Raw genomic sequence first — 20,602 nt, forward strand, 5'->3', positions numbered from 1 at the left:
GAGGCGTCACGGGCGTCTGTGGCCTGGTCCCCTTGAGTGAGCGGGTGAACACGCCCCGCCATGTGGACCGGCTGATTCCCACGGCCTTGTCCCCCATCACGCACGGATACGGCGATCCGTGGCGACCGACACGAATGGAGACGAACTTCCGTGAGCAAGGTGCTGTTAGTGCATGCCAAGGGTGGTCCGCCCCTCGGTCACGTCCTCTCCCGGACGGCCGCGAAGGCGGAAGTGCACCTGCTGGCGCTCAGCGCACTTCCGCCCGCCGTGGCCGGCTCCGCCCGCAGACTGTGCGCCTCGGTCGTGACGCCCGACGAAGCACACCACCCCGACCTCGTCTCCCTGATCGTCTCCCGGGCCCAAGTCGTGGGCGCGGACGCGGTGTTCACCTTCTCCGAGTACGCGGTCGTGGCCGTCGCCGAGGCGTGCGAGGCGCTCGGACTCGCGGGGGCGGGCGGCGCCGCCGCGCTCGCCCGCGACAAGCGGCTGATGCGGCACACCTGGCACCGACACGGCCTGCCGCAGCCCGAGTTCCGCCCCGTCGCCACCGAGGCGGACCTGCACGCGGCCGCCCGCTCCCTGCCGGGACCGCTGCTGCTCAAGGCCGCCTGGAGCGCCGGGTCCACCGCACACCAGATCATCCGCTCCCCGCACGAGGCGTCGGCCGCCTGGGCCCGCTCCCGCGACGTGATGGCCGAATCGGCCCAGCTGGGCTACGCGGAGCTGCACGTGGCCGAGGCCGACGCGGACTACGTGGTCGAGCACATCGTCACCGGCACCGCGTCCGACTGGTTCGACGAGCCCGGCTGGGGCGACTACGTCAGCGTCGAGGGCGTCGTCACGGACGGTACCTTCCGCCCGGTCTGCCTCAGCGGCCGGATGCCCACGGTCGAGCCGTTCACCGAACGCGCGAGCATCACCCCCGCCCTGCTGGCCCAGGACGCCCAGGACCGGATCGTGGACCTGGCCCGGCGCGCGGTCGACGCCCTCGGCCTGCGCGACTGCGGCACCCACACCGAGATCAAGCTCGGCGCCGACGGCAGGATGTGGCTGATCGAGACCGCTGCGCGGTTCGGCGGCGCGATGACCGTGCCGCAGATCGAGGAGGTCTTCGGACTCGACCTCGTCGGCATGCTCGTCGACCACCTCCTCGGACGCCCGGTGGAATGGCCCGGGCGGGCCCTCACCCCCGCGCGGGCGCGCGGCGCGGCGGGCTCCCTCGTCGTCCTCGCGGTCGACGGGCGGGGCCGCGCCTGGCCGGACCTCAGGATCTGGGACTTCCCCGCCGTCTCGGCGGACACACCCCTCAGCCGGGGCAGCCGCCTGTCGGTGGTCGCGGAGAGCTCGCTGCCCGACGGGAGTGTCGTGCCGGTGTACGACCCGGCCGCCGGCGCCAACACCATGGCGGCCCTGTGCCTGCTCTCCGCCACCGACGCACGGACCGTGCTCCGCGACTTCGAGACCCTGGTGGACACCCTCCCTCGGGTGCTGCCCGCCGCCCGGCCCTCCGTCGTACGGCCCGAGGAGGTCTCGGCATGACCGCCCGCCTGCTCACCGGCGCCGCCGAACCGGCCACGGACCGCACGGTCGTCGGCGAGAACCTGTCCCTGCCGCTCTTCCGCACCCTCTCCGGGGTCCTCGCGGGACACCCGTACCTCAAAGTCGTCGTCGACCGCGCCGAGAACACCTGGCACCTGCTCGACACCGCGGCGCACCCCTTCCACGTCGACTACATCGCCACGCGCGTCCTGGGCATGGACCTCACCGCACTCGACGCGGACCTCGACGCGTTCAACGCCTCCGTCTACATGGACCCCGAACGCCGCTTCCTGCTCGGCGTGCTCTCCCTCCACACCGACGAGGAGGCCGACGGCCGCGAACGCACCTTCCTCGTCCTGGAGACGACCGAGGCCGACACCATGCACGGCGAACTGCTCGTGTCCTTCTACGAGTTCGTGCGCGCCCGGGTCGACGGCAGGCTGCCGCTGCTCCTCAAACCCGCCAACCACGGGCAGGAGGAGGAGCTGGCGGCGGTCAGCGAGCAGCGCGTGCCGCGCGTTCTCAGCCACGAACTCTTCGGCTCCCGGGCCCGGACGCCGCTCAACCCCGGCGAAGCCACCGGCCGGCTGCGGTTCTTCCGCACGACCGAGGAGTACGAGGCGGCGGCGGCCGAGCTCGGCTGGGCGGACATCGTGGCCATGCCCTGCCTGCCGGACGACGTGCCCCGGGTGGCCGGATTCCTCAACACCGCGCCGATCACCCCGCTCTCCCACACCAACGTCCTCGCCTCCGGCTGGGGCATCCCCAACGCCATCGTGCGCGACCTGGAACAGCTCGTCGAGAAGGACGGCCTGGACGGCGCGTGGGTCCGCTACCGGGTCCGCGAGGACGAGATATCCCTGGAGCGGCTCGACCACGACCCCGCCCTGCGGGCCCCGGCCTGGCACCAGCAGCGCATCCGCCTCGAACCGCCCCTGCTCGACGACACCCCCGTCCTTGCCCTGCACCGGCTGCGCGCCGCCGACCGCGACCGCTACGGCACCAAGGCCGCCAACCTCGGCGAACTGCACCACGTGCTCGACAGCCGCACGGCCGACCTGACCGCCTTCTACGGACGGCCCCGCCCACCGCGCGAGCACCTCTACGGACACCTCGCGGCCCGCCTCGGCCTGACCGCACCCACCGAAGGCGAACTCCGCTCGCGTGCCGCCGAGTTCGTGTCCCGGACCGTCGGCGCCCCGGACGGCGTCGCGCTGCCCTTCGCGCTCCAGCAGCACTTCCTCGCCTCCTCGCCCGCCCTCCAACAGGGCATCGGCAAGCTGAAGATGGCACTCGAACTCGACGCCACCGACGTCCTGGACTCGCTCTGCCTGCAACTCCAGCACCTGATCCGGCAGACCCCCGTCCCCGAGTCGGTCACCCGGCAGATCAGCCAGGCCTTTCCCGCCCCCGCCGGCGCGCGCGGCCGCCTGGTGGTGCGCTCCTCGTCCAACGCCGAGGACCTGCCGGGCTTCTCCGCGGCGGGCGTCTACGACTCCGTCACCACCGTCCACGGCACCGGCGAACTCCTGGAGGCCGTACGCCAGGTATGGGCCTCCCTGCTCTCGCCCCGCAGCGTGCGCCTGCGCCACCAGGTCGGCATCTCCCTGGACGACACCTACATGGGCGTCATCATCCAGGAGTACGTGCCCGCCTCCCTCGGCGGCGTCCTGGTGACCTGCAACCCCACGCGCCGCGAGGACTTCCGCAACGTCTACCTCAACTGTTCACCCGGCTCCCCGGAGCAGGTGGTCGAGGGCTCGGTCCTGCCGCAGCAGTACCTGTACAACACCGTGGAGGGCGGCGGCCGCACCGTCGCCCTGGGGTCCTGGGGCGACGGGCTCCCCGCCGCCACCCGCGCCCGGCTCGCCGACCTGTCCCTGACCGGGCGGCTCCTGCAGTCCCACTTCAGCGCGTCCGACGTGGACGGGCCACTGGACATCGAGTGGCTGATGACCGACCGGGGCGACTTCCGGCTGGTCCAGATCCGCCCGTACGCACTGTGAGGCCGCGCCCGGGCCGACGGGGGGCGGGCACCGGCCTGACGCCCACCGCCCACCGGATCATCCGGCTCAACTACGGCTTCCAGCTGCTGTTCAACCTGCTGTGGTGGATGCCCGTCTTCTACGCCTACCAGAAGGACGCAGGGCTCTCGGACGGGCAGATCTTCGGCATCCAGAGCATCTACTACGTGGCCTTCTGCCTGTTCGAGATCCCGACCGGCCTGATCGCCGACCGCATCGGCACCCGCAACTGCCTGCGGGCCGGCGCGGTGGTCATGACGGCGGCGAACCTGGCCCCGGTGTTCAGCGCCTCCTACACCGGCTTCCTCGTCCACTTCCTGGCCATCGCCGCGGGCCGCTCCCTCACCTCGGGCGCGGCCAGCGCCTACCTGTACGACGGCCTGCGCGCCGAGAAGTGCGACGAGCACTACCTGCGGGCGGAGGGCACCGCACGGGCCCTCGGCCTGGTGGCGAAGGTCGTGTGCTGGCCGCTGGTCGGCCCCCTGATGGCCGTGGCGCACCCGACCCCGTACGTGCTCAGCGCCGCGAGCGCGGCGGGCTCCCTCGCTTGCGCCGTCGCGCTGCCGCGCCTCGCGGGAACGGGCGGCGGCACGGGGGAGAGGCGGGGCGGGGGAGGCGCGTTCCTGCGGGACGCGGGCACCGCCCTCCGCTGCGTCGCCGCCTCGCGGTGGCTGGCCCTGGTGATGGTGCAGGGCGTGGCGATCTTCACGCTCTCCCGGATCTGCCAGGTCAACCTCTTCCAGCCGATCCTCCTCGACCACGGCATCGCGGAGGCCTCGCACGGCGGTGTGATGGCGGCGATGACGGTGGCGGAGGCGGTGGCCTCGGCCCGCCCGCAGTGGCTGAGCCGCCGCCTGCCGCCGGTCGCCTGGGTGTCGATCCTCAGCCTCGCCCTCGCGGGCAGCCTGGCGGCGATGACGCTCGGCGGGCCGTGGGCCGTCGTCGCGCTGCTCTGCCTGTTCGCCGCCGCGACCGGCTTCGCGTACCCCATCCAGCGCAAGCTGGTGAACGACGCGGTGCCCGCGCACGCCCCGCGCGCCACCCTGCTCTCCGTCGAGAGCATCGTGGACCGCGCGGTGTGCGCGCTGGCCGCGATCGCCGTGGGCGCCTATCTCGCCGCCGGGCGCCTGGACGCGCTGCTGTGGCACAGCGCGCTCGCGACCGCGGTGCTGCTCGGCGTCTTCCAACTGCTCCTGCGCAGCGGGGCGGTCAAGCAGGGGAGTGCCGGACCCCGAGCAGTTCCACCAGCCGCACCGGAAGAAACGCGGGCAGGTGCGGCCGGCCGACCTGGTACGGCACGAAGCCGACCGCGGAAGCGGCTCTGACCTCCTCCGCCGTCTCCGCCTGATGGACGACCCGGCAACCGTCCGAACCGGCCTTCGCCCGCTGCCAGAGGGCGGGGGCCGGTTTGCGCTCCGCCTCGGTGCGCGGGGTGAGAACACGGTCGCCGAAGTCCCGCCAGGCGAAGGGCGCCGACCCCCGCCACGTGGCGTCGACCTCTCGCCTCAGCCGGGCGGCACGCTCGGCGTCGGTCGCGCCCCAAGCGGACGGCACATTGGTGATCAGACCGACCCGGATGTGCCGCTCGCGCAGGTCACGCAGGTAGGAGGCCGCCCCGGGCCGATAGCTGATGCCGCCGTCGTCGGCGGTGTGCACGAGGGTCTCGCCCAGGTCGAAGTACACGATGGGGCAGGTGGGCGCCGCCGCGCGCGCCGGACCGCAGAACACGGCAGGCACCAGCGCCGCGCTCAACGCGAGACTCACCCGCCCGAGCCCCCTGAAGACAGACCTGTCCATACGGCAATCACCCTTCCCCCACGCGCACGCCATTCCCCTGCGCTCTACCCCCACACCACACGTGCCACGCCCCCGGGGCGCCTTCCACGCTGTCCACTTCTACGCTGTCCACGTGACCGAAGACAACAGACCTCTGGCCGTGTTCGACCTGGACAACACCCTCGCGGACACCGCGCACCGGCAGCGGTACCTGGAGCGCAAGCCCCGCGACTGGGACGCGTTCTTCGCGGCGGCACCCCAGGATCCGCCGCTGGCCCCCGGCGTCGAACTCGCCCTGGCGAGCGCGGAGGAGTGCGAGGTCGTCTACCTCACCGGACGCCCCGAGCGCTGCCGCGCCGACACGGAGGAGTGGCTGGCGCGCCACGGCCTGCCGAGCGGACGCATCTGGATGCGCCGCAACGACGACCGCCGCCCCGCCCGCCGCACCAAACTGGAGATCCTCCGCGGCATCGCCCGCAAACGCGAGATCCGCATCCTGGTGGACGACGACGAACTGGTCTGCGAAGAGGCAAAACGAGCAGGCTTCAACGTCCACAGAGCCGACTGGGCAACCACTTCAGCCCCCCTGAAGGACGCCCAAGAACGAGAGGGCCGCACGTGAGCTTCCCCCCTGTGGGGGGCCTCAGGGGCGCGGGGAACGGCGCGAGCAACCACGAGGCACCCGCACTGGACGACGCACCGGAAGGCCCGGTCAGGGGCGCGGGGAACTGCGCGAAAACCACAACGCACCCGCAGTAGACGACACACCGGAACGCCCCGATCAGGGGCGCGGGGAACTGCGCGAAAACCACGACGCACCCGCACCAGACGACGCGCCGTACCCCGCCCCGCCCCGCGCAGCGCTTACGCCTCGTCGCCGTCCTCAAGGCGGAATCCGACCTTGAGCCCCACCTGATAGTGCTGGATCTCCCCGTCCTCGATGTGGCCGCGCACCTGCGTGACCTCGAACCAGTCCAGCGAGCGCAGCGTCTGCGCCGCGCGCGCGACGCCGTTGCGGATCGCCTGGTCGACGCCCTCGTGGGACGTGCCGACGATCTCGGTGACACGGTAGGTGTGGTTCGACATGAGGCTGTTTCCTCCGGGCGTGGGATGACGCCGTACGACCGTTGTCGTACGGCTCCGTGCAGTACCGTCACTCCACCGTGCCCCAACCCGCCCAGTAGCGCGAGACGGCGAACAAGAAGCGCGAGATGTCACGCGAGATGACGTCTGCCCCTTGACCGGCGGATTGGTACGGACCAAACTCCAGCCAGTAACCCGTTCGAGCCACGTAGTCGTGCAGCCACGGAGCCGCACAGCCACGCGCTCATCCCCCCGCGTCGGGCTGACCTTCCCTGTCCGCAGGCAGAAAGCGACCCACGTGAAACCGCACCGCCGCGCCGCCGTGTCCCTGGCGCTCACCCTCTCCTCCACCGTCCTGCTCGCCGGGTGCGGCATGCTGCCGGGCGGTGACGACTCCAGGACCGTCACGGTCTGGCTGATGAAGGACAGCGCGTCGCCGGAGTTCGTCGAGCGCTTCACCGTGGACTTCGAGAAGGAGCACGACGGCATCGACCTGGACATCCGCGTCCAGGAATGGACCGGCATCGGCGCCAAGGTGAAGAGGGCGCTGAAGGAGGAGGGCGGCGACGGGCCCGAGGTGATCGAGGTCGGCAACACCCAGGTTGCGCAGTACGTCGACGAGGGCGGCCTGTACGACCTCACCCTGGAGTCCGCACGCGACCTCGGCATGGACGACTGGCTGCCCGGCCTCGCCGAGCCGGGCCGCTACCGCGGCGCCCAGTACGGCATCCCCTGGTACGCGGCGAACCGCGTCGTCATCTACAACAAGGACCTCTTCGCGCAGGCGGGCATCACCGAGCCGCCCCGTACCCGCGAGGAGTGGATCACGGTCACCGAGAAGCTCAACACCGGTGGCAAGCAGGGCATCTACCTCGCCGGCCAGGACTGGTACACGCTCGCCGGGTTCGTCTGGGACGAGGGCGGCGAGCTCGCCAAGGAGACCAAGGAGTCGTCCGGCGACTGGCGCGGCGCCCTGCACACGCCCGCGGCTCTGCGCGGCATGGAGTTCTACCAGCGGCTGCAGGCGCTCGGCGAGGGCCCGCGCGACGCCGACGAGGAGCATCCGCCGCAGACCGGCGTGTTCGCGGGCGGCGATGTCGCCCAGATCGTCGCGGTGCCCGGCGCGGCCCGCGCCATCGAGGAGAAGAACCCCGAACTGAAGGGCAAGCTCGGCTACTTCCCCGTCCCCGGCAAGAAGGCGGGCAAGCCCGGCGCGGTCTTCACCGGCGGCTCGGACCTCGTCGTGCCCGAGCACAGCGACGACCACAAGGGCGCGGTCGAGGTGATCGAGGCGCTGGCGGGCAAGAAGTGGCAGATCGAGCTGGCGCGGACCATGAACTACGTCCCGAACAAGGCGAAACTGGCCCCCGCGGTCACCGGCGAGGAGGGCGTCGCGGCGATGGCCGTCGGCGCAGCGAACGGCCGGGCGACGCCCAACTCGCCGCGCTGGGCGGCCGTCGAGGCGGACAATCCCATCAAGGGCTACATGACGAAGGTCCTGACGGGCGGCGACCCGGCGACCGAGGCCCGTGAGGCGTCGCGCCGGATCACCGAGGCGCTGGACGTCGGCGGCCTGTGACGGGTGCCCGGCCCCGCCGCAGGGGGGCGGGGCCGGGCACCCGTCGGCACGGCCCTACGCCACCGTGCTCAGCGACAGCGCGAAGCGCTCTCTCTCGTCCGTCCACCAGTGCGTCAGTTCCAGCCCTGACGCCGCCAGTTCGGCGCGTACGCCGTCCTTGCGGAACTTGGCCGAGATCTCCGTGCGGAGCTCCTCGCCCGCGGCGAAGTCGACCGCCAGATCGAGCGCGTGGATCTTCACCGTCTGGTCGGCCGTGGAGCGCAGCCGCATCTCGATCCACTCGCGCTCGTGGTTCCAGACGGCGACGTGCTCGAAGGCGTCCGGGTCGAAGTCCCCGGCCAGTTCGCGGTTGATCACCGCCAGGACGTTCTTGTTGAACGCGCCCGTCACGCCCGTCGCGTCGTCGTACGCCGAGACGAGCACCGACTCGTCCTTGACGAGGTCCGTGCCGAGGAGCAGCGCGTCGCCGGGGGCGAGGAGGTCGCGTACCGAGGACAGGAACGTGGCGCGTTCGGCGGGCAGCAGGTTGCCGATGGTGCCGCCGAGGAACGCGACCAGGCGCGGACCCGGCGTGCCCGGCAGCGCCAGGCCGCGGGTGAAGTCGGCGATCAGGGCGTGCACTTCGAGCCTGGGCCGCTGCGCGAGCAGGGTGTTCGCGGCACCGGTCAGCGCGCTCTCGCTCACGTCCACGGGGACGTAGGTGTGCAGGTCGGCCAGGGCGTCGATCAGGTGGCGGGTCTTCTCCGAGGACCCTGAACCCAGCTCGATCAGGGTGCGCGCCTTCGTGACCTCGGCGATCAGCGCGGAGCGGGCGACCAGGATCTCGCGCTCGGCGCGGGTGGGGTAGTACTCGGGCAGGGTGGTGATCTCCTCGAAGAGGGCGCTGCCGCGCGCGTCGTAGAACCACTTGGGCGGCAGGGTCTTCGGGGTGCGGGTGAGGCCGTGCAGGACATCGGCGCGCAGCGCGGCGTCGGTGGCGTCCTCGGGCAGGGTGCGGGTCAGCAGGAACGGGCTCACGCAGGGGGCTCCTTGAGCGGGGTCAGCAGTACGTCGGTGCGGCTGGCGGCGAGCAGGGTGCGGTCGGGCACCTCGCGCCAGTGCGGGTCGTCGTCGTAGGGCTCGGAGGCCACGACGGTGCGGCGGCCGGGCTCCGCGAGATACCAGAGGGTGTCGCCCCAGGCGGTCGCGGTGATCGAGTCGCCGTTGGTGAGCAGGAGGTTGAGGCGTGACCCGGGGGCCGCCTCGGCGACCTCCAGGACGGTGTCGGCGAGGGCCTGCCCCTCTTCGTCGCCGTGGCGCAGCCGGTGCAGGACGAGCGCCCACACCAGCGCGGAGTCGCAGCGCGCCTCCATCGAGAGCAGTTCCTCGGGCGGCAGTGCCGCGGTGAGCGGGGCGAGCGAGCGGGGCCAGCCGGTGACCGCGCCGTTGTGGCTGAACAGCCACGGCCCGGAGGCGAACGGCGCCGCCGCGGCCTCCCCGTCCGCGCCCGCCAGGGTCGCGTCGCGCACCGCGCCGAGCAGCGCCCCGGAGCGCACGACCCGGGCCAGATCGGCGAACGACGCGTCGCCCCAGATGGGCCCGGGGCGGCGGTACCGGCCGGGAACCGGGTCCCCTTCGGCGTACCAGCCCACCCCGAAACCGTCGGCGTTGACGGTGCCGTAGCGCTGTCTGCGGGGTGCCCACGACTGCCGGAACAGGCTGTGGGCGGGCGTCACGAGGACACTGCCGAGCGGCTCGGGCGGGCCGAGATAGGCGAGGTGACGGCACATCAGGCGGTCTCCGGCTCCGGCGCGTCGGCGGGCCCGGCGTCCCGTGCCGTGCGGAACCCGGAGAATATCTGCCGCCGCACCGGGTGGTCCCAGTTGCGGAACGTGCCGCGGCAGGCCACCGCGTCGACGGAGAAGGCGCCGCCGCGCAGCACCTTGTAGTCGCCGCCGAAGAAGACGTCCGAGTACTCGCGGTACGGGAAGGCGGAGAAGCCCGGGTAGGGCAGGAAGTCGCTGGCCGTCCACTCCCACACGTCGCCGATCAACTGCCGGACTCCGTGCGGTGATTCACCCGCCGGATAGCCCCCTGCGGGGGCGGGACGCAGATGCCGCTGCCCCAGGTTGGCCCGCTCGGGTGTGGGGTCCGCGTCACCCCACGGGTAGCGCATCGACCGGTCGGTCACCGGGTCGTGCCGGGCCGCCTTCTCCCACTCGACCTCGCTGGGCAGGCGCCGGCCCGCCCAGCGCGCGTAGGCGTCGGCCTCGTACCAGCTGACGTGCAGCACCGGCTCGTCGGCGGGCACCGGTTCGACCGTGCCGAAGTGCCGGCGCAGCCACTGGCCGCCCTCGCGCCGCCAGAACAGCGGCGCCCGCAGCTCGTGCCGCCGGACCATCGCCCAGCCGGCCGGATCCCACCACTGCATGCGCTCGTAGCCGCCGTCCTCGATGAAACGCTGATACGCGGCGTTCGTCACCGGAGTCGTGTCGATGAAGAACGGCGGGACGAGGCGGCGGTGCGCGGGGCGTTCGTTGTCCAGGGCCCACGGCTCGGTGGACGTGCCCATCGTGAACGGGCCGCCGGGCACCAGGACTTCGGCGGGCCCGGCGAACGGCTCCCCGACGGGCGGTTCCGGCGCGGTGAGAGCGGTCGGGCCCGACCGCAGCTGATGGGTGATCAGCATTGTCTCGTCGTGCTGCTGTTCGTGCTGCGCGATCATGCCGAAGGCGAAGCCCGCGTCGGTGAGCGGAGTGCCGCGGAACGGCGTCTTCTCCAGCACGTCGAGCGCGCGGCCGCGCACCTCGGCCGCGTACCCGCGGGCCTCGGCGGGGGCCAGCAGCGGCAGGCTCGGGCGCTCGGCGCGGGGATGCTCGAAGGCGTCGTACAGCGGGTCGATCTCGGGCCGCATGGCGTCACGGCCCGCGACCGCGCGCAGCAGCCACTGCTCCTCCTGGTTGCCTATGTGCGCGAGGTCCCAGACCAGCGGCGACATCAACGGCGAGTGCTGCGCGGTGAGTTCGGCGTCCTCCACACAGCCGGTGAGGAGGGTCGTACGGTCCCGGGCGGCCAGGAGCGCGGCCAGTGCGCGCTCCCGCAGGGCTTCCGGGTCGGCGGTGGGGCCTGTCATCGGCGGGAGTCCTTCCCAGGTGTGTCGAGGGGGAGACGGCCGTCACGCAGGCCGTCCAGCAGGTCGTCGGCCGGGCAGCGGCCCCGCGCGACGTACCGCGCGGCATACGTCGCCACGGCGTCCCGCACGGACCCGGGCGCGCCGAGCCGGGGCAGCGCGTCGACGGCGGCGGCGAAGCAGACGACGGCGGCCTCGCGCAGTTCGGGGTCGGCCGGGCCGTGGCGCGCCGCGTCCAGCCAGAGCGGGCTGTGCGGCGCGGCGGGCGAACCCGGCGGCCCGGACCGCTCGGCCAGCGGCTTCACGGCGCGGTAGGCGGTCTCGGCCGCCTCCGGGTCGTCGAACAGCGCGCTCGTCACGGCGAGCGGCACGATCCAGCCGTCCTCGCCGGGCTGCGCGTCGACCATCCGCAGCTCCAGGTGGCCACGCGGACGGACCGGCGGGAACAGCGTGGTCAGGTGGTAGGCAAGGTCCTCGCGCGTGGGTCTGCGCGGGGCACCGGTACGGGCCCAGGCACGGAAACTCATCCCCTCGGGAACGCTCCAGGGCCCCTCGCCGGGCTCTCTCCTCACACACATGACCGGCGCGTCCAGGGCGTGCCGGGTCCAGGCCTCCCGCGGCTCCACGTCGAGCGGCGGGGCACCGGACCTGCCCGGCTCGATGCCCGCCCACACGGCCTGCCGGGTCGAGCGCCAGCCGGTGGGGCGGCCGTCCTGCAGCGGCGAGTTGGCGAACGCGGCGACCAGGACGGGCCCCAGCAGATGCGCCAGACGCCAGCGCCGCGCGTAACCGAGCGGACCCGGCTCCTCGTGGCCTGCGTCGAGACAGATCTGCACGGACGCCGTCGAGCACATCATGCGGCGGCCGGCCGGACCTCCGCGGTCGAGGCAGGACTCCAGCGCGTCGTAGCGGGGTTCGCGCAGCACCCGCGACGGCGGCCGCCACGGATCGGCGCCGACTCCGCTGAGGGTGAGGCGGTGGGAACGTAACACGTCGCGTACGACGGCGAGATCGGCCCGCATGGCCGAGACGCACTCCGTCAGCGAGGCGGCGGGCAGCGAGCTGAGCTCCAGCTGACCGCCGGGTTCGACGGTGACGGACGAGTGCAGGGGCAGGGCCCGCAGTGCGGCATAGGCCGCTTCACGGCGGGCGGCGGGCACGGGCAGGTGAGGCGCTCCTGGCACGTGGACGAGCCACTCCAGCTCGACACCGGTGGTGCGGGGTGGTCCGGTCTTGAAGCAGATGCCGCGGACCAGCGCCTCCACTTCGGCTTCCGACACCGTGTCACGCGCCGTCGTATGACGCGCGGTGCGGTGTTTCGTACAGTCTCCCTCGGGCATGCCGGGATCCTTTCGTCCGATGGTGCTCGTCCCACCCAAAACCTTCGCGGGCGTCCGCACAAGAGTGCCCGTCAGGCCGTTCCCCTACCAGGAATTTCTGTTGCGCCGCCCGACGCATGCGGCTCACGGTGCGTTCACCGGTGCCGCGTCCGTGACCGGAATCGGCCATTCCTCGTACCACCGCCGGTCCGCCTCAAGCTGTGCCGCCAGGGAGATCAGCAGCGGCTCGCTGCCCGCCGGTCCGAGGAGCTGGGCGCCGACGGGCAGGCCGCCCGGGGTGCGGCCCGCGGGGACGTTGACGCCCGGCCAGCCGAGCACGTTCCACGGCCACGCGTAGGGGCACGCGGCGATCATCGCCCGGTCGGTGCGCCAGCCGCTCATCGCGGCCAGCGCGCCGACGCGCGGCGGGGGAGCGGCCGTCGTCGGCGCGATCACCACGTCGTACGTCGAGAAGACGGCGCCCACCCGGCGGTGCAGCGCCGCCTCCGAGCGGCGCGCGAGACGCAGCGGGGCGCCCTGCAACAGCCGCCCCATGCGGGCCGCCTCACGCGTGCGCCGGTCGAGGAGGGAGACGTCAGGCACCTGCCGCGCCCACTCCGCGATGCCCGCCGTGGCCCGCGGCACGAACGCCAGGCCGATCTGCCCGTACCGCGGGTCCGCCTCCGCCACGTCGTGCCCGAGCGCGGCGAGCCGGTCCGCGAGCGCCACCACCCGGTCCCGCACCACGGGGTGCAGGTGCTTGGGTGTCGCCGTGAACGGCATCCGCAGCGACAGGGCGATCCGTAGCCGCCCCGGATCCCGCGTCGCGGCCTCGGCGGCCCGCACGGCGGGCGGCCGGTGCAGATCGCCCTCGTGGCTGCCGCTCGCCGCGTCGAGCAGCAGCGCGGCGTCCGCGACCGTCCTGGCCAGCGGTCCGTTGACGGTGATGCCGTGGAAGGCCTCCGGCCACGGCCATGTCGATATGCGTCCGCGCTGCGGCTTGATGCCGACCAGGTGCGTCCAGGCGGCCGGTATCCGCACCGAGCCCGCGCCGTCCGAGCCCAGCGCCGCGGGCACGAGCCCCGCCGCGACCGCGGCCGCCGAGCCGCCCGACGAGCCCCCGGGCGTGTGTGCGGTGTTCCACGGATTGCGGGTGTCCCCGAAACCGGGGCCCTCCGTGAACGGCCACTGCCCCAGCTCGCACGTGTTGGTCTTGCCCACGATCACGGCCCCGGCGGCGCGCAGCCTGCGTACGGCCTCCGAGTCCGCGGCGCTCGGCGGAAACTCGCCCCTGCACCCGAACGCGGTCGGCTCGCCCGCCACGTCCATGTCGTCCTTGACGGCCAGCGGCACCCCCAGCAGCGGCCGCTCCGCGGAGGCACCGCCCGCCGCCAACTCCCGGTCGGCGGCGTCCGCCTCGGCCAGCGCCGCCTCGGTCCGCACCCGCTTGAAGGCGTTGAGCACGGGCTGGGACGCCTCGATCCTGGCCAGCGTCCGCTCGGTCAGCGCACGTGAGGACACTTCTCCCGCGGCCAGCGCACGGGCGGTGCGCGCCAGACCCTCGGCACGGTCAGCACGGTCGGCAGTCATGTGGGGGGGGGGGGGCACCTTCGCTCGACGAACGGATGCCCGAACGTTAACCGGCGAGTAGCCCAACATGGAACGCGTCAGGGGGCGTTGCCCCGCCCGAAGCCGCTCCGTCCGATATCGCTCCGCCCGCCGCGGGGCTCCCCGCACACGTCTGCGAGGATGCCCGTGTCATGGTGCAGATACCGAAGCAGCAGCCCACGCAGCGCTCCGTGCCGACGAGCGCCGACGTCGCCCGCCTGGCGGGGGTCTCCCGCGCGACCGTCTCGTACGTCCTCAACAACACCAGCGCCGTCCGCATAAGCGAGCCGACCCGGCGCCGCGTCCACGCGGCCGCCAGGGAGCTCGGCTACGTCCCGCACGCGGCCGCCCGCAGCCTCCGGGCCGGACACAGCCGCATGGTCCTCATGCCCACCTCGGAGATCCCGATGGGCCCGCTCTTCGGCCGGTTCTTCAACGAGCTGCAGTGGGCGCTCAGCCGGTTCGACTACACCGTCGTGCAGTACGCCAGCCTCGGTCTGACCGGTGAGGACGCCGCCCGCGCCTGGGCCGAGCTGCGCCCCGTGGCGGTCCTCGCGCCCGACGCCTCCGCGCTCAACCCGCGCGGTGTCGCGGTCCTCAAGCGGTCGGGCGCCAAGGCCGTCTTCACGCTCGGACCCCACCGCGTCGAGGGCGCGCACGCCCTGCTCATGGACGGCCGCAGGGTCGGCGAGGCCGCTGCCCTGCACCTCCTCGCCCGGGGACGCCGCAGCATCGGCGTGGTCGTCCCCGCGGAAGGCGGCCTGGAACACTTCTCGCGGCCCCGCCTCGAAGGGGTCCGCCAGGCCGTGGAGAGCGCGCGGACCACCGGCGCCTCCGTCACCGAGCTGCCCCTCGCGTACGACGAGGAGTCCGCCACCCGGCTCGCGGCGCGCTGCCGCACCCTGGGGATCGACGCCGTCTTCGCCTACAACGACGAATACGCCATGCTCGTGATGCGCGCGCTGCAGGACGAGGGCATCGCCGTACCCGACGAGACCGCCGTGCTCGGCTCGGACGACCTGATGCTCGGCAGACTCCTGAGGCCCCGGCTCAGCACCGTCCGCATCGAGCTGCCGTCGGGCCGCGGCCTCGCCGAACTCGTCGACCGCGTGGTGCGCGACCCCGGCGCCGAACCCGAGGTGCACGACGTGCTCGGGGCCGACGTCGTGCACCGCGAGTCCAGCTGACGGCTACGACCCGTCCTGCTCCGCGCTCACTGCCCCTGCTGCTTGGCCTGCTCCTCGGCGACCTGCCGGCGCACGTCGTCCATGTCCAGGTTCCTCGCCTGGCCGATGACGTCCGTCAGGGCGGCCTCGGGCAGCGCGCCCGGCTGGGCGAACACCGCCACCTGGTCGCGGACGATCATCAGCGTCGGGATGGACTGGATGTCGAAGGCCTGGGCCAGCTCGGGCTGGGCCTCCGTGTCGACCTTGGCGAAGACCAGGTCGGGATTGGCCTCGGCGGCCCGCTCGTAGACGGGAGCGAACTGCTTGCACGGCCCGCACCAGTCGGCCCAGAAATCGATCAGAACGAAACCGTTGTCCGTGACCGTCTGGTCGAAGTTCTCCTTGGTGAGCTCCACTGTCGCGCTGCTCATGGTGTTCCCTACTTCCTGCTGTCGGGCGTAGCCGCTGTGCACAACGGCCGATGGTGCGAACGTATTCCGCCCGCCGCACGCGCGGACGGCGCCGTGCGCGCAGGGGCGTGTCCGGCGCGCGTACCCGTGTGGCCACGGCGCACACCTGCCGACAGACTGTCCTCATGACGGATGCCATCACGTACGACGTAGTAGTCATCGGAGCAGGTCCCGTGGGGGAGAACGTGGCGGACCGGGCCCGCGCCGCGGGGCTCAGCGCCGCGATCGTGGAGAGCGAACTGGTCGGGGGCGAATGCTCCTACTGGGCGTGCATGCCCAGCAAGGCCCTGCTGCGCCCCGTGATCGCCCGCGCCGACGCCCGCCGCGTCCCCGGCCTGCGCCAGTCCGTGCAGGGCCCCCTCGACGCCCCGGCCGTGCTCGCCCACCGCGACGACTACACCTCGCACTGGAAGGACGACGGCCAGGTCGGCTGGCTGGACGGCATCGGCGTCGACCTCTACCGCGGCCACGGCCGCCTCGCCGGCCCCCGCAAGGTCACGGTCACCGGCACGGACGGCACGGAGCACACCCTCCAGGCCCGCCATGCCGTGGCCGTCTGCACCGGCACCCGTGCGGCCCTGCCCGATCTGCCGGGCCTCGCCGAGGGTGAGCAGGTCAGACCCTGGACGAGCCGCGAGGCCACCGCGGCCGACCACGTGCCCGGCCGTCTCCTGGTGGTCGGCGGCGGCGTCGTCGCCGTCGAGATGGCCACCGCCTGGCAGGCGCTCGGCTCGCAGGTGACGGTCCTGGTGCGGGGCGGCGGTCTGCTGCCCCGGATGGAGCCGTTCGCGGGCGAGCTCGTGCAGGAGGCCCTCACGGAGGCGGGCGCCGAGGTCCGCTGCGGCGTCTCGGTCACCGCCGTCGAACGCGAGAACGGCACCGTGACGGCGACTCTGGACGACGGCTCCACGCTCCAGGCCGACGAGATCCTCTTCGCCACCGGCCGCGCCCCGCGCACGGACGACATCGGCCTGGAGACCGTCGGCCTGGAGCCCGGCTCCTGGCTGCCGGTCGACGAGAGCCTGCGGGTGGAGGGCAGCGACTGGCTGTACGCGGTCGGCGACGCGAACCACCGCGCGCTCCTCACCCACCAGGGCAAGTACCAGGCGCGCATCGCGGGCGCCGCCATCGCTGCCCGCGCCCAGGGAGTCCCGCTCCTGGAAACCGACCGCTGGGGCGCCCACTCCGCCACCGCCGACCACGCCGCCGTCCCGCAGGTCGTCTTCACCGATCCCGAGGCGGCCTCCGCGGGCCTCACCCTCGCGGAGGCCGAAGCCGCCGGCCACCGCGTGCGCGCCGTCGACTACGACATGTCCGGCGTCGCGGGCGCCGGCCTCTACGCCGACGGCTACCGCGGCCGCGCCCGCATGGTCGTCGACCTGGACCGCGAGGTCCTCCTCGGGGTCACGTTCGTCGGCCCCGGAGTCGGCGAACTCATCCACTCGGCGACGATGGCGGTCGCGGGCGAGATCCCCCTGGACCGCCTGTGGCACGCGGTCCCCGCGTACCCCACGATCAGCGAGGTGTGGCTGCGCCTGCTTGAGACGTACCGGGGCTGAGGCCCCCATCGCCTCTCAGGCGCTCACATAGACGTCCTCCACATACCGGCCCTCGGCGACCAGCTCCCGCCACCACGCCTCCGCCTCCGGGGCGTCGCCGCCCGCGTGCTTCGTGCGAAGGTGTTGGAATGCCTCGCGGACGCCGGGTGCCATGCGGGCGCCGTCGCCGCAGACGTAGACCCGGGCCCCGGCCTCCATGAGGCGCCAGACCTCGTCGGCCTCGGCCTCGATGCGGTGCTGCACGAAGCGGAGGTCGCCCTCTGGAGCGCCGGAGAATGTCGGGCGCATGGAGACCGCTCCCGCGTGCTCCGCGGCTTCGAGCTCCGCGCGGTGGAGGTAGTCGACGTCGGGGTGGTCGCAGCCGAAGTAGCAGAGGCCGGGAGCGAGCCGGGCGCCGCTCCGCAGCAGTTCCAGGCGGTCGGCGATTGCTCCCCGGAACGGGGCGAGCCCCGTGCCCGCGCCGATCATGATGACGGGCGTCGTCGCGTCGGTGGCGATCCGGAAGACGTCGCGGCACGGCTGCACGCGCGCGTGGAGCGTGTCGCCGGGCCGCAGGCCGTGGAGGTACGACGAACCGGTGCCGCGGAACGTCCCGCGCCCGGAGCGGTCCGGCGCCGCCAGGAGCGAGACCATGAGATCGGCGTGGCCCGGCGAGGCGGCGGGCGAGGACGAGATCGAGTAGTGGCGGGGGCGCACCGCCGGCAGCAGTTCGAGCAGCACGGGCCAAGGGACGTGACCGCGCAGTGCCGGATGGCCCTCGAACAGATCGAGGACGCCGCCCTGCCGTGCCGCCAACGCCTCCCCGTCGGCGGCCAGTTGCTCCAGGGCGGCCCGCTCGGGCGGGCACGGGTTGTGCTCGGCGAGCAGGGCGACCTGGGCGGCGGTCGGGGCGTCCCGCAACTCCACGTACCGGCCTAGGAGTTCGCGTACGGTGACGGGCCGGTCGAGCGGCAGGGTGGACCGCCCCGGCCGGTGCGCACGGATGTTGAGGACCGCGTCCGGGTCGACGCCGAACAGCGCCGCCGCGCGCTCCACCAGGCCCGGGTCGTTGACCGGCAGCACGGACAGGTGGTCGGCGGTGCGGTAGGTCACCCCGTCGGGAAGCGCCACCCGCAGGAACCGCTTCGGACGGGCGAGCGGATGCGTGAGGTCGGCGAGGTCGGCGGCCTCCGTCACGGTCATCGGTACCGTGCCGTGCCGGGCGTCCAGCGCGTCCAGCGGTCCACCGGAGACCTCCACGACGTCGTAGACCCTGCCGGGCGGCGCGGTCTCGACGGCGGCTCCCGCACTCTCCGGGTCCCCGTACTGCCGCAGCAGGGCGTGGCGCAGCGCCACGGTGAAGCGTTGTACCGACCCGGCGAGGTCCCCGGAGGCATCGGCCTCGGCACGCTCCAGGAGGCGGGTCGCGCCCGACGCGGCGAGACCGTCGTCGATGAGGGTCGGCACCTGCTGGTAGGTCGCCGCCCAGTTGCGGTCGCCGACACCGAGGACCGCGTACCGCACACCGTCGGCGGCGTCCGGTCCGGCCTGGGACAGCCAGGACACGAACGCGCCCGCGTCGTCGGTGGGCCTGCCGTTGTAGGAGGCGGCGACGATCACCACGGGGGAGTCGGCGGGCAGCGTGCCGGCGGCTTCGTCGAGCGGGGCGACGCGCACGTCGAAGCCCAAGTAGGCTCCGATCTCCCCAAGTTGCTCGGCGTATCCGCGGCAGGTGCCGAAGTTGGAGCCGTGCAGCAGCGTCAGCGCGGTGCCCGGCACGGCCCGGGTGGGCAGGTCGCTCTCCGGCCGGTCGGCCCCGCCCCGCACGCCCGCGGAACCGGCCCCCGACGCGCCGCCGAGCGTGGCCGGCCCGGCAAGGGCGGACAGGCTGCGCTCGCGGTCCGCGGGGGTGCGCGCGGCCAGCGTCATGGTGAAGCCGTCGGGCTTGAGGGTCAGGGTCTCCTTGACCTTCAGGCGGTAGTCGGCGTGGTCGATGAACCGGTAGCGGTGCACCAGCATGCCGAGCAGCATGGTCGCCTCGTGCAGCGCGAACTGCCGCCCGATGCAGGCGCGTTCACCCGTTCCGAACGGCTTGTACGCGTGCGGGGAGCGGGCCGCCTCCACCTCGGGGGCGAAACGCTCGGGGTCGAACTCCTCGACGTTGTCGCCCCACACCGGGTCCCGGTGCAGCATCGGCGTGAGCACCACCACGTACTGCCCCGCCTTGATCGGATGCCGCCCGCCGATGACGGTGTCGACGCGGGCCCGGCGCTGGAACGCGGGGGCGGTGGGCCACAGCCGAAGCGCCTCGTTGAGCACCTGGCGCACGTAACGCAACTTGCCCACGTCCTCGTACGTCGGCTCGGGGTCGGGCTCGTCGCCCCACAGCGCGTCCACCTCGGCCTGCGCGAGGTGCAGGACCGCCGGGTTCTTCAGGAGGTAGTGAAGGGCGAAGGAGAGGGTGCCGGAGGTCGTCTCGTGCCCGGCGATCAGGAACGTGATGACCTGGTTGCGGATGTTCGCCTCGTCCAGGGTCTCCCCGCTGTCCGGGTGCGGAGAGTTGAGCATCAGACCGAGAAGGTCGTCGGCGGAGGTGTCCCCCGACGCCTTGCGCGCCTCGATCACCTCGTCGACCACCCGGGCGAGGAAGGCGGCGTCGGCCTCGAACGCCGCGTCGTCGGCGGCGTAGTCACCGACGGGGTCCCGCGCCAGCTTCGCCTGACTGTGCGCCAGACCCCGTACGAGCGCCTGGACGAAGGGGTGCGGATCGGTACGGCCGAACGACTCGAAGTCGTAGCCGAAGCCGGACAGGCCGATGGTGTCCAGCGTCATCCTGGTCATGTCCTCCGAGACCTCCACCGGCGCGGACTCGTCCGCGCCCGGCGCGAACCGGCCGTCCCAGGAGGCGATGAGGCGCCGGGCCACGCGCAGCATGTGCGGGTGGTACGTCCGCATCGAGTTCATGGCGAACGCGGGGAGCAGGATGTCGTGCGCCTTCGCCCAGTTGGGCTCCTCGTCGTACGCCGTGAACAGGCCGTCGCCGGCGATGCCGCGGACGTTCTGCAGGGCAGGACCGACACCCTTGGAGAACCGTGTCTCGTCGGACAGCTCCTCGACCAGCTCCAGCGAGCTGACCCAGACGGTCTCACGACCGTGGTACCGGCGCACGTAGAGGGGGCCGTGCCGCCGCGCGAGCTCCACGGACTGCTGGACCGGCGTGCTGGTCGGCCCGGCCGCCGTCACATCGACGGTGGGCAGGACGAGGTCCGGGTAGTCCCGGAGACCGCAGACCTCGACGGGGTGTTCTTCGCTCATCGGGCAGTGCCTCTTCCCATGGACGCGGGGGAGTTGAGCGCCCGGTACGCGGGGCGCCGCATCCACGGTGGCCTCC

The 20,602-nt window shown here is 73.1% G+C and carries 16 protein-coding genes; 7 read left to right on the plus strand and 9 right to left on the minus strand.

Going from position 1 to position 20,602, the window contains the following annotated elements:
• The first annotated feature begins 150 nt into the window (after positions 1–150).
• The 3 genes from AB0H82_RS31885 to AB0H82_RS31895 are packed head-to-tail and all read left to right on the plus strand — an operon-like array spanning position 151 to position 4,888.
• Positions 151–1,539 (plus strand): ATP-grasp domain-containing protein, encoded by a 1,389-nt coding sequence (locus AB0H82_RS31885; protein ID WP_362998946.1) that lies wholly within the window; start codon positions 151–153, stop codon positions 1,537–1,539.
• On the plus strand, positions 1,536–3,545 hold the full coding sequence (locus AB0H82_RS31890; RefSeq protein WP_362998948.1) for a PEP/pyruvate-binding domain-containing protein: 2,010 nt from the start codon (positions 1,536–1,538) through the stop codon (positions 3,543–3,545). Before AB0H82_RS31885 ends, AB0H82_RS31890 begins: the two co-directional genes overlap by 4 nt.
• Positions 3,542–4,888: an MFS transporter gene (locus tag AB0H82_RS31895; RefSeq protein ID WP_362998950.1), complete on the plus strand. Its 1,347-nt coding sequence runs from the start codon at positions 3,542–3,544 to the stop codon at positions 4,886–4,888. The genes AB0H82_RS31890 and AB0H82_RS31895 overlap by 4 nt, the downstream gene beginning before the upstream one ends.
• Here AB0H82_RS31895 and AB0H82_RS31900 read toward each other — a convergent pair.
• Positions 4,773–5,360, minus strand: a complete 588-nt coding sequence (locus AB0H82_RS31900) for a hypothetical protein (RefSeq protein ID WP_362998952.1) — start codon at positions 5,358–5,360, stop codon at positions 4,773–4,775. The genes AB0H82_RS31895 and AB0H82_RS31900 overlap by 116 nt on opposite strands.
• Before the next feature lie 112 nt (positions 5,361–5,472).
• Here AB0H82_RS31900 and AB0H82_RS31905 point away from each other — a divergent pair, with 112 nt between their 5' ends.
• Positions 5,473–5,961, plus strand: coding sequence for an HAD family acid phosphatase (locus tag AB0H82_RS31905; RefSeq protein ID WP_362998954.1), 489 nt, complete (start codon positions 5,473–5,475; stop codon positions 5,959–5,961).
• 242 nt (positions 5,962–6,203) lie between these two features.
• Here AB0H82_RS31905 and AB0H82_RS31910 read toward each other — a convergent pair whose 3' ends face one another.
• Positions 6,204–6,425 carry a dodecin gene (locus AB0H82_RS31910; RefSeq protein ID WP_362998956.1) on the minus strand — a complete coding sequence of 74 codons (222 nt, stop codon included), beginning with the start codon at positions 6,423–6,425 and terminating at the stop codon, positions 6,204–6,206.
• A 370-nt stretch (positions 6,426–6,795) separates the two neighbouring features.
• On the opposite strand from AB0H82_RS31910, the gene AB0H82_RS31915 reads away from it, so the two are divergent.
• On the plus strand, positions 6,796–8,001 hold the full coding sequence (locus tag AB0H82_RS31915) for an extracellular solute-binding protein (protein WP_362999008.1): 1,206 nt from the start codon (positions 6,796–6,798) through the stop codon (positions 7,999–8,001).
• 54 nt (positions 8,002–8,055) lie between these two features.
• On the opposite strand, the gene egtD is transcribed toward AB0H82_RS31915, so the two are convergent.
• The 5 genes from egtD to AB0H82_RS31940 form a co-directional block, all read right to left on the minus strand.
• The gene (gene egtD / locus AB0H82_RS31920) at positions 8,056–9,018 is read right to left on the minus strand and encodes an L-histidine N(alpha)-methyltransferase (RefSeq protein ID WP_362998958.1); all 963 of its coding nucleotides are present in this window, start codon (positions 9,016–9,018) and stop codon (positions 8,056–8,058) included.
• Positions 9,015–9,770 carry an ergothioneine biosynthesis protein EgtC gene (gene egtC, locus AB0H82_RS31925; RefSeq protein ID WP_362998960.1) on the minus strand — a complete coding sequence of 252 codons (756 nt, stop codon included), beginning with the start codon at positions 9,768–9,770 and terminating at the stop codon, positions 9,015–9,017. The genes egtD and egtC overlap by 4 nt, the downstream gene beginning before the upstream one ends.
• Positions 9,770–11,113 carry an ergothioneine biosynthesis protein EgtB gene (egtB, locus tag AB0H82_RS31930; protein WP_362998962.1) on the minus strand — a complete coding sequence of 448 codons (1,344 nt, stop codon included), beginning with the start codon at positions 11,111–11,113 and terminating at the stop codon, positions 9,770–9,772. The genes egtC and egtB overlap by 1 nt, the downstream gene beginning before the upstream one ends.
• The gene (gene egtA, locus AB0H82_RS31935; RefSeq protein WP_362998964.1) at positions 11,110–12,450 is read right to left on the minus strand and encodes an ergothioneine biosynthesis glutamate--cysteine ligase EgtA; all 1,341 of its coding nucleotides are present in this window, start codon (positions 12,448–12,450) and stop codon (positions 11,110–11,112) included. Before egtA ends, egtB begins: the two co-directional genes overlap by 4 nt.
• Positions 12,451–12,573: 123 nt before the next feature.
• The gene (locus AB0H82_RS31940) at positions 12,574–14,019 is read right to left on the minus strand and encodes an amidase (RefSeq protein WP_362998966.1); all 1,446 of its coding nucleotides are present in this window, start codon (positions 14,017–14,019) and stop codon (positions 12,574–12,576) included.
• A gap of 170 nt (positions 14,020–14,189) precedes the next feature.
• On the opposite strand from AB0H82_RS31940, the gene AB0H82_RS31945 reads away from it, so the two are divergent.
• Complete coding sequence (locus AB0H82_RS31945; RefSeq protein ID WP_362998968.1) at positions 14,190–15,224, plus strand: LacI family DNA-binding transcriptional regulator; 1,035 nt, start codon at positions 14,190–14,192, stop codon at positions 15,222–15,224.
• Positions 15,225–15,250: 26 nt separating this feature from the next.
• Here the strand turns inward: AB0H82_RS31945 and trxA are convergent, their stop codons facing one another.
• Positions 15,251–15,634: a thioredoxin gene (trxA, locus tag AB0H82_RS31950; protein ID WP_362998970.1), complete on the minus strand. Its 384-nt coding sequence runs from the start codon at positions 15,632–15,634 to the stop codon at positions 15,251–15,253.
• A 164-nt stretch (positions 15,635–15,798) separates the two neighbouring features.
• Between trxA and AB0H82_RS31955 the strand changes: the two genes are divergently transcribed.
• On the plus strand, positions 15,799–17,232 hold the full coding sequence (locus AB0H82_RS31955; RefSeq protein ID WP_362998972.1) for an NAD(P)/FAD-dependent oxidoreductase: 1,434 nt from the start codon (positions 15,799–15,801) through the stop codon (positions 17,230–17,232).
• Between the two features lie 15 nt (positions 17,233–17,247).
• Here AB0H82_RS31955 and AB0H82_RS31960 read toward each other — a convergent pair whose 3' ends face one another.
• On the minus strand, positions 17,248–20,526 hold the full coding sequence (locus AB0H82_RS31960; protein WP_362998974.1) for a cytochrome P450: 3,279 nt from the start codon (positions 20,524–20,526) through the stop codon (positions 17,248–17,250).
• Positions 20,527–20,602: the final 76 nt, after the last annotated feature.

It is taken from the genome of Streptomyces sp. NPDC050732 (assembly GCF_040654255.1).
GTDB lineage: Bacteria > Actinomycetota > Actinomycetes > Streptomycetales > Streptomycetaceae > Streptomyces.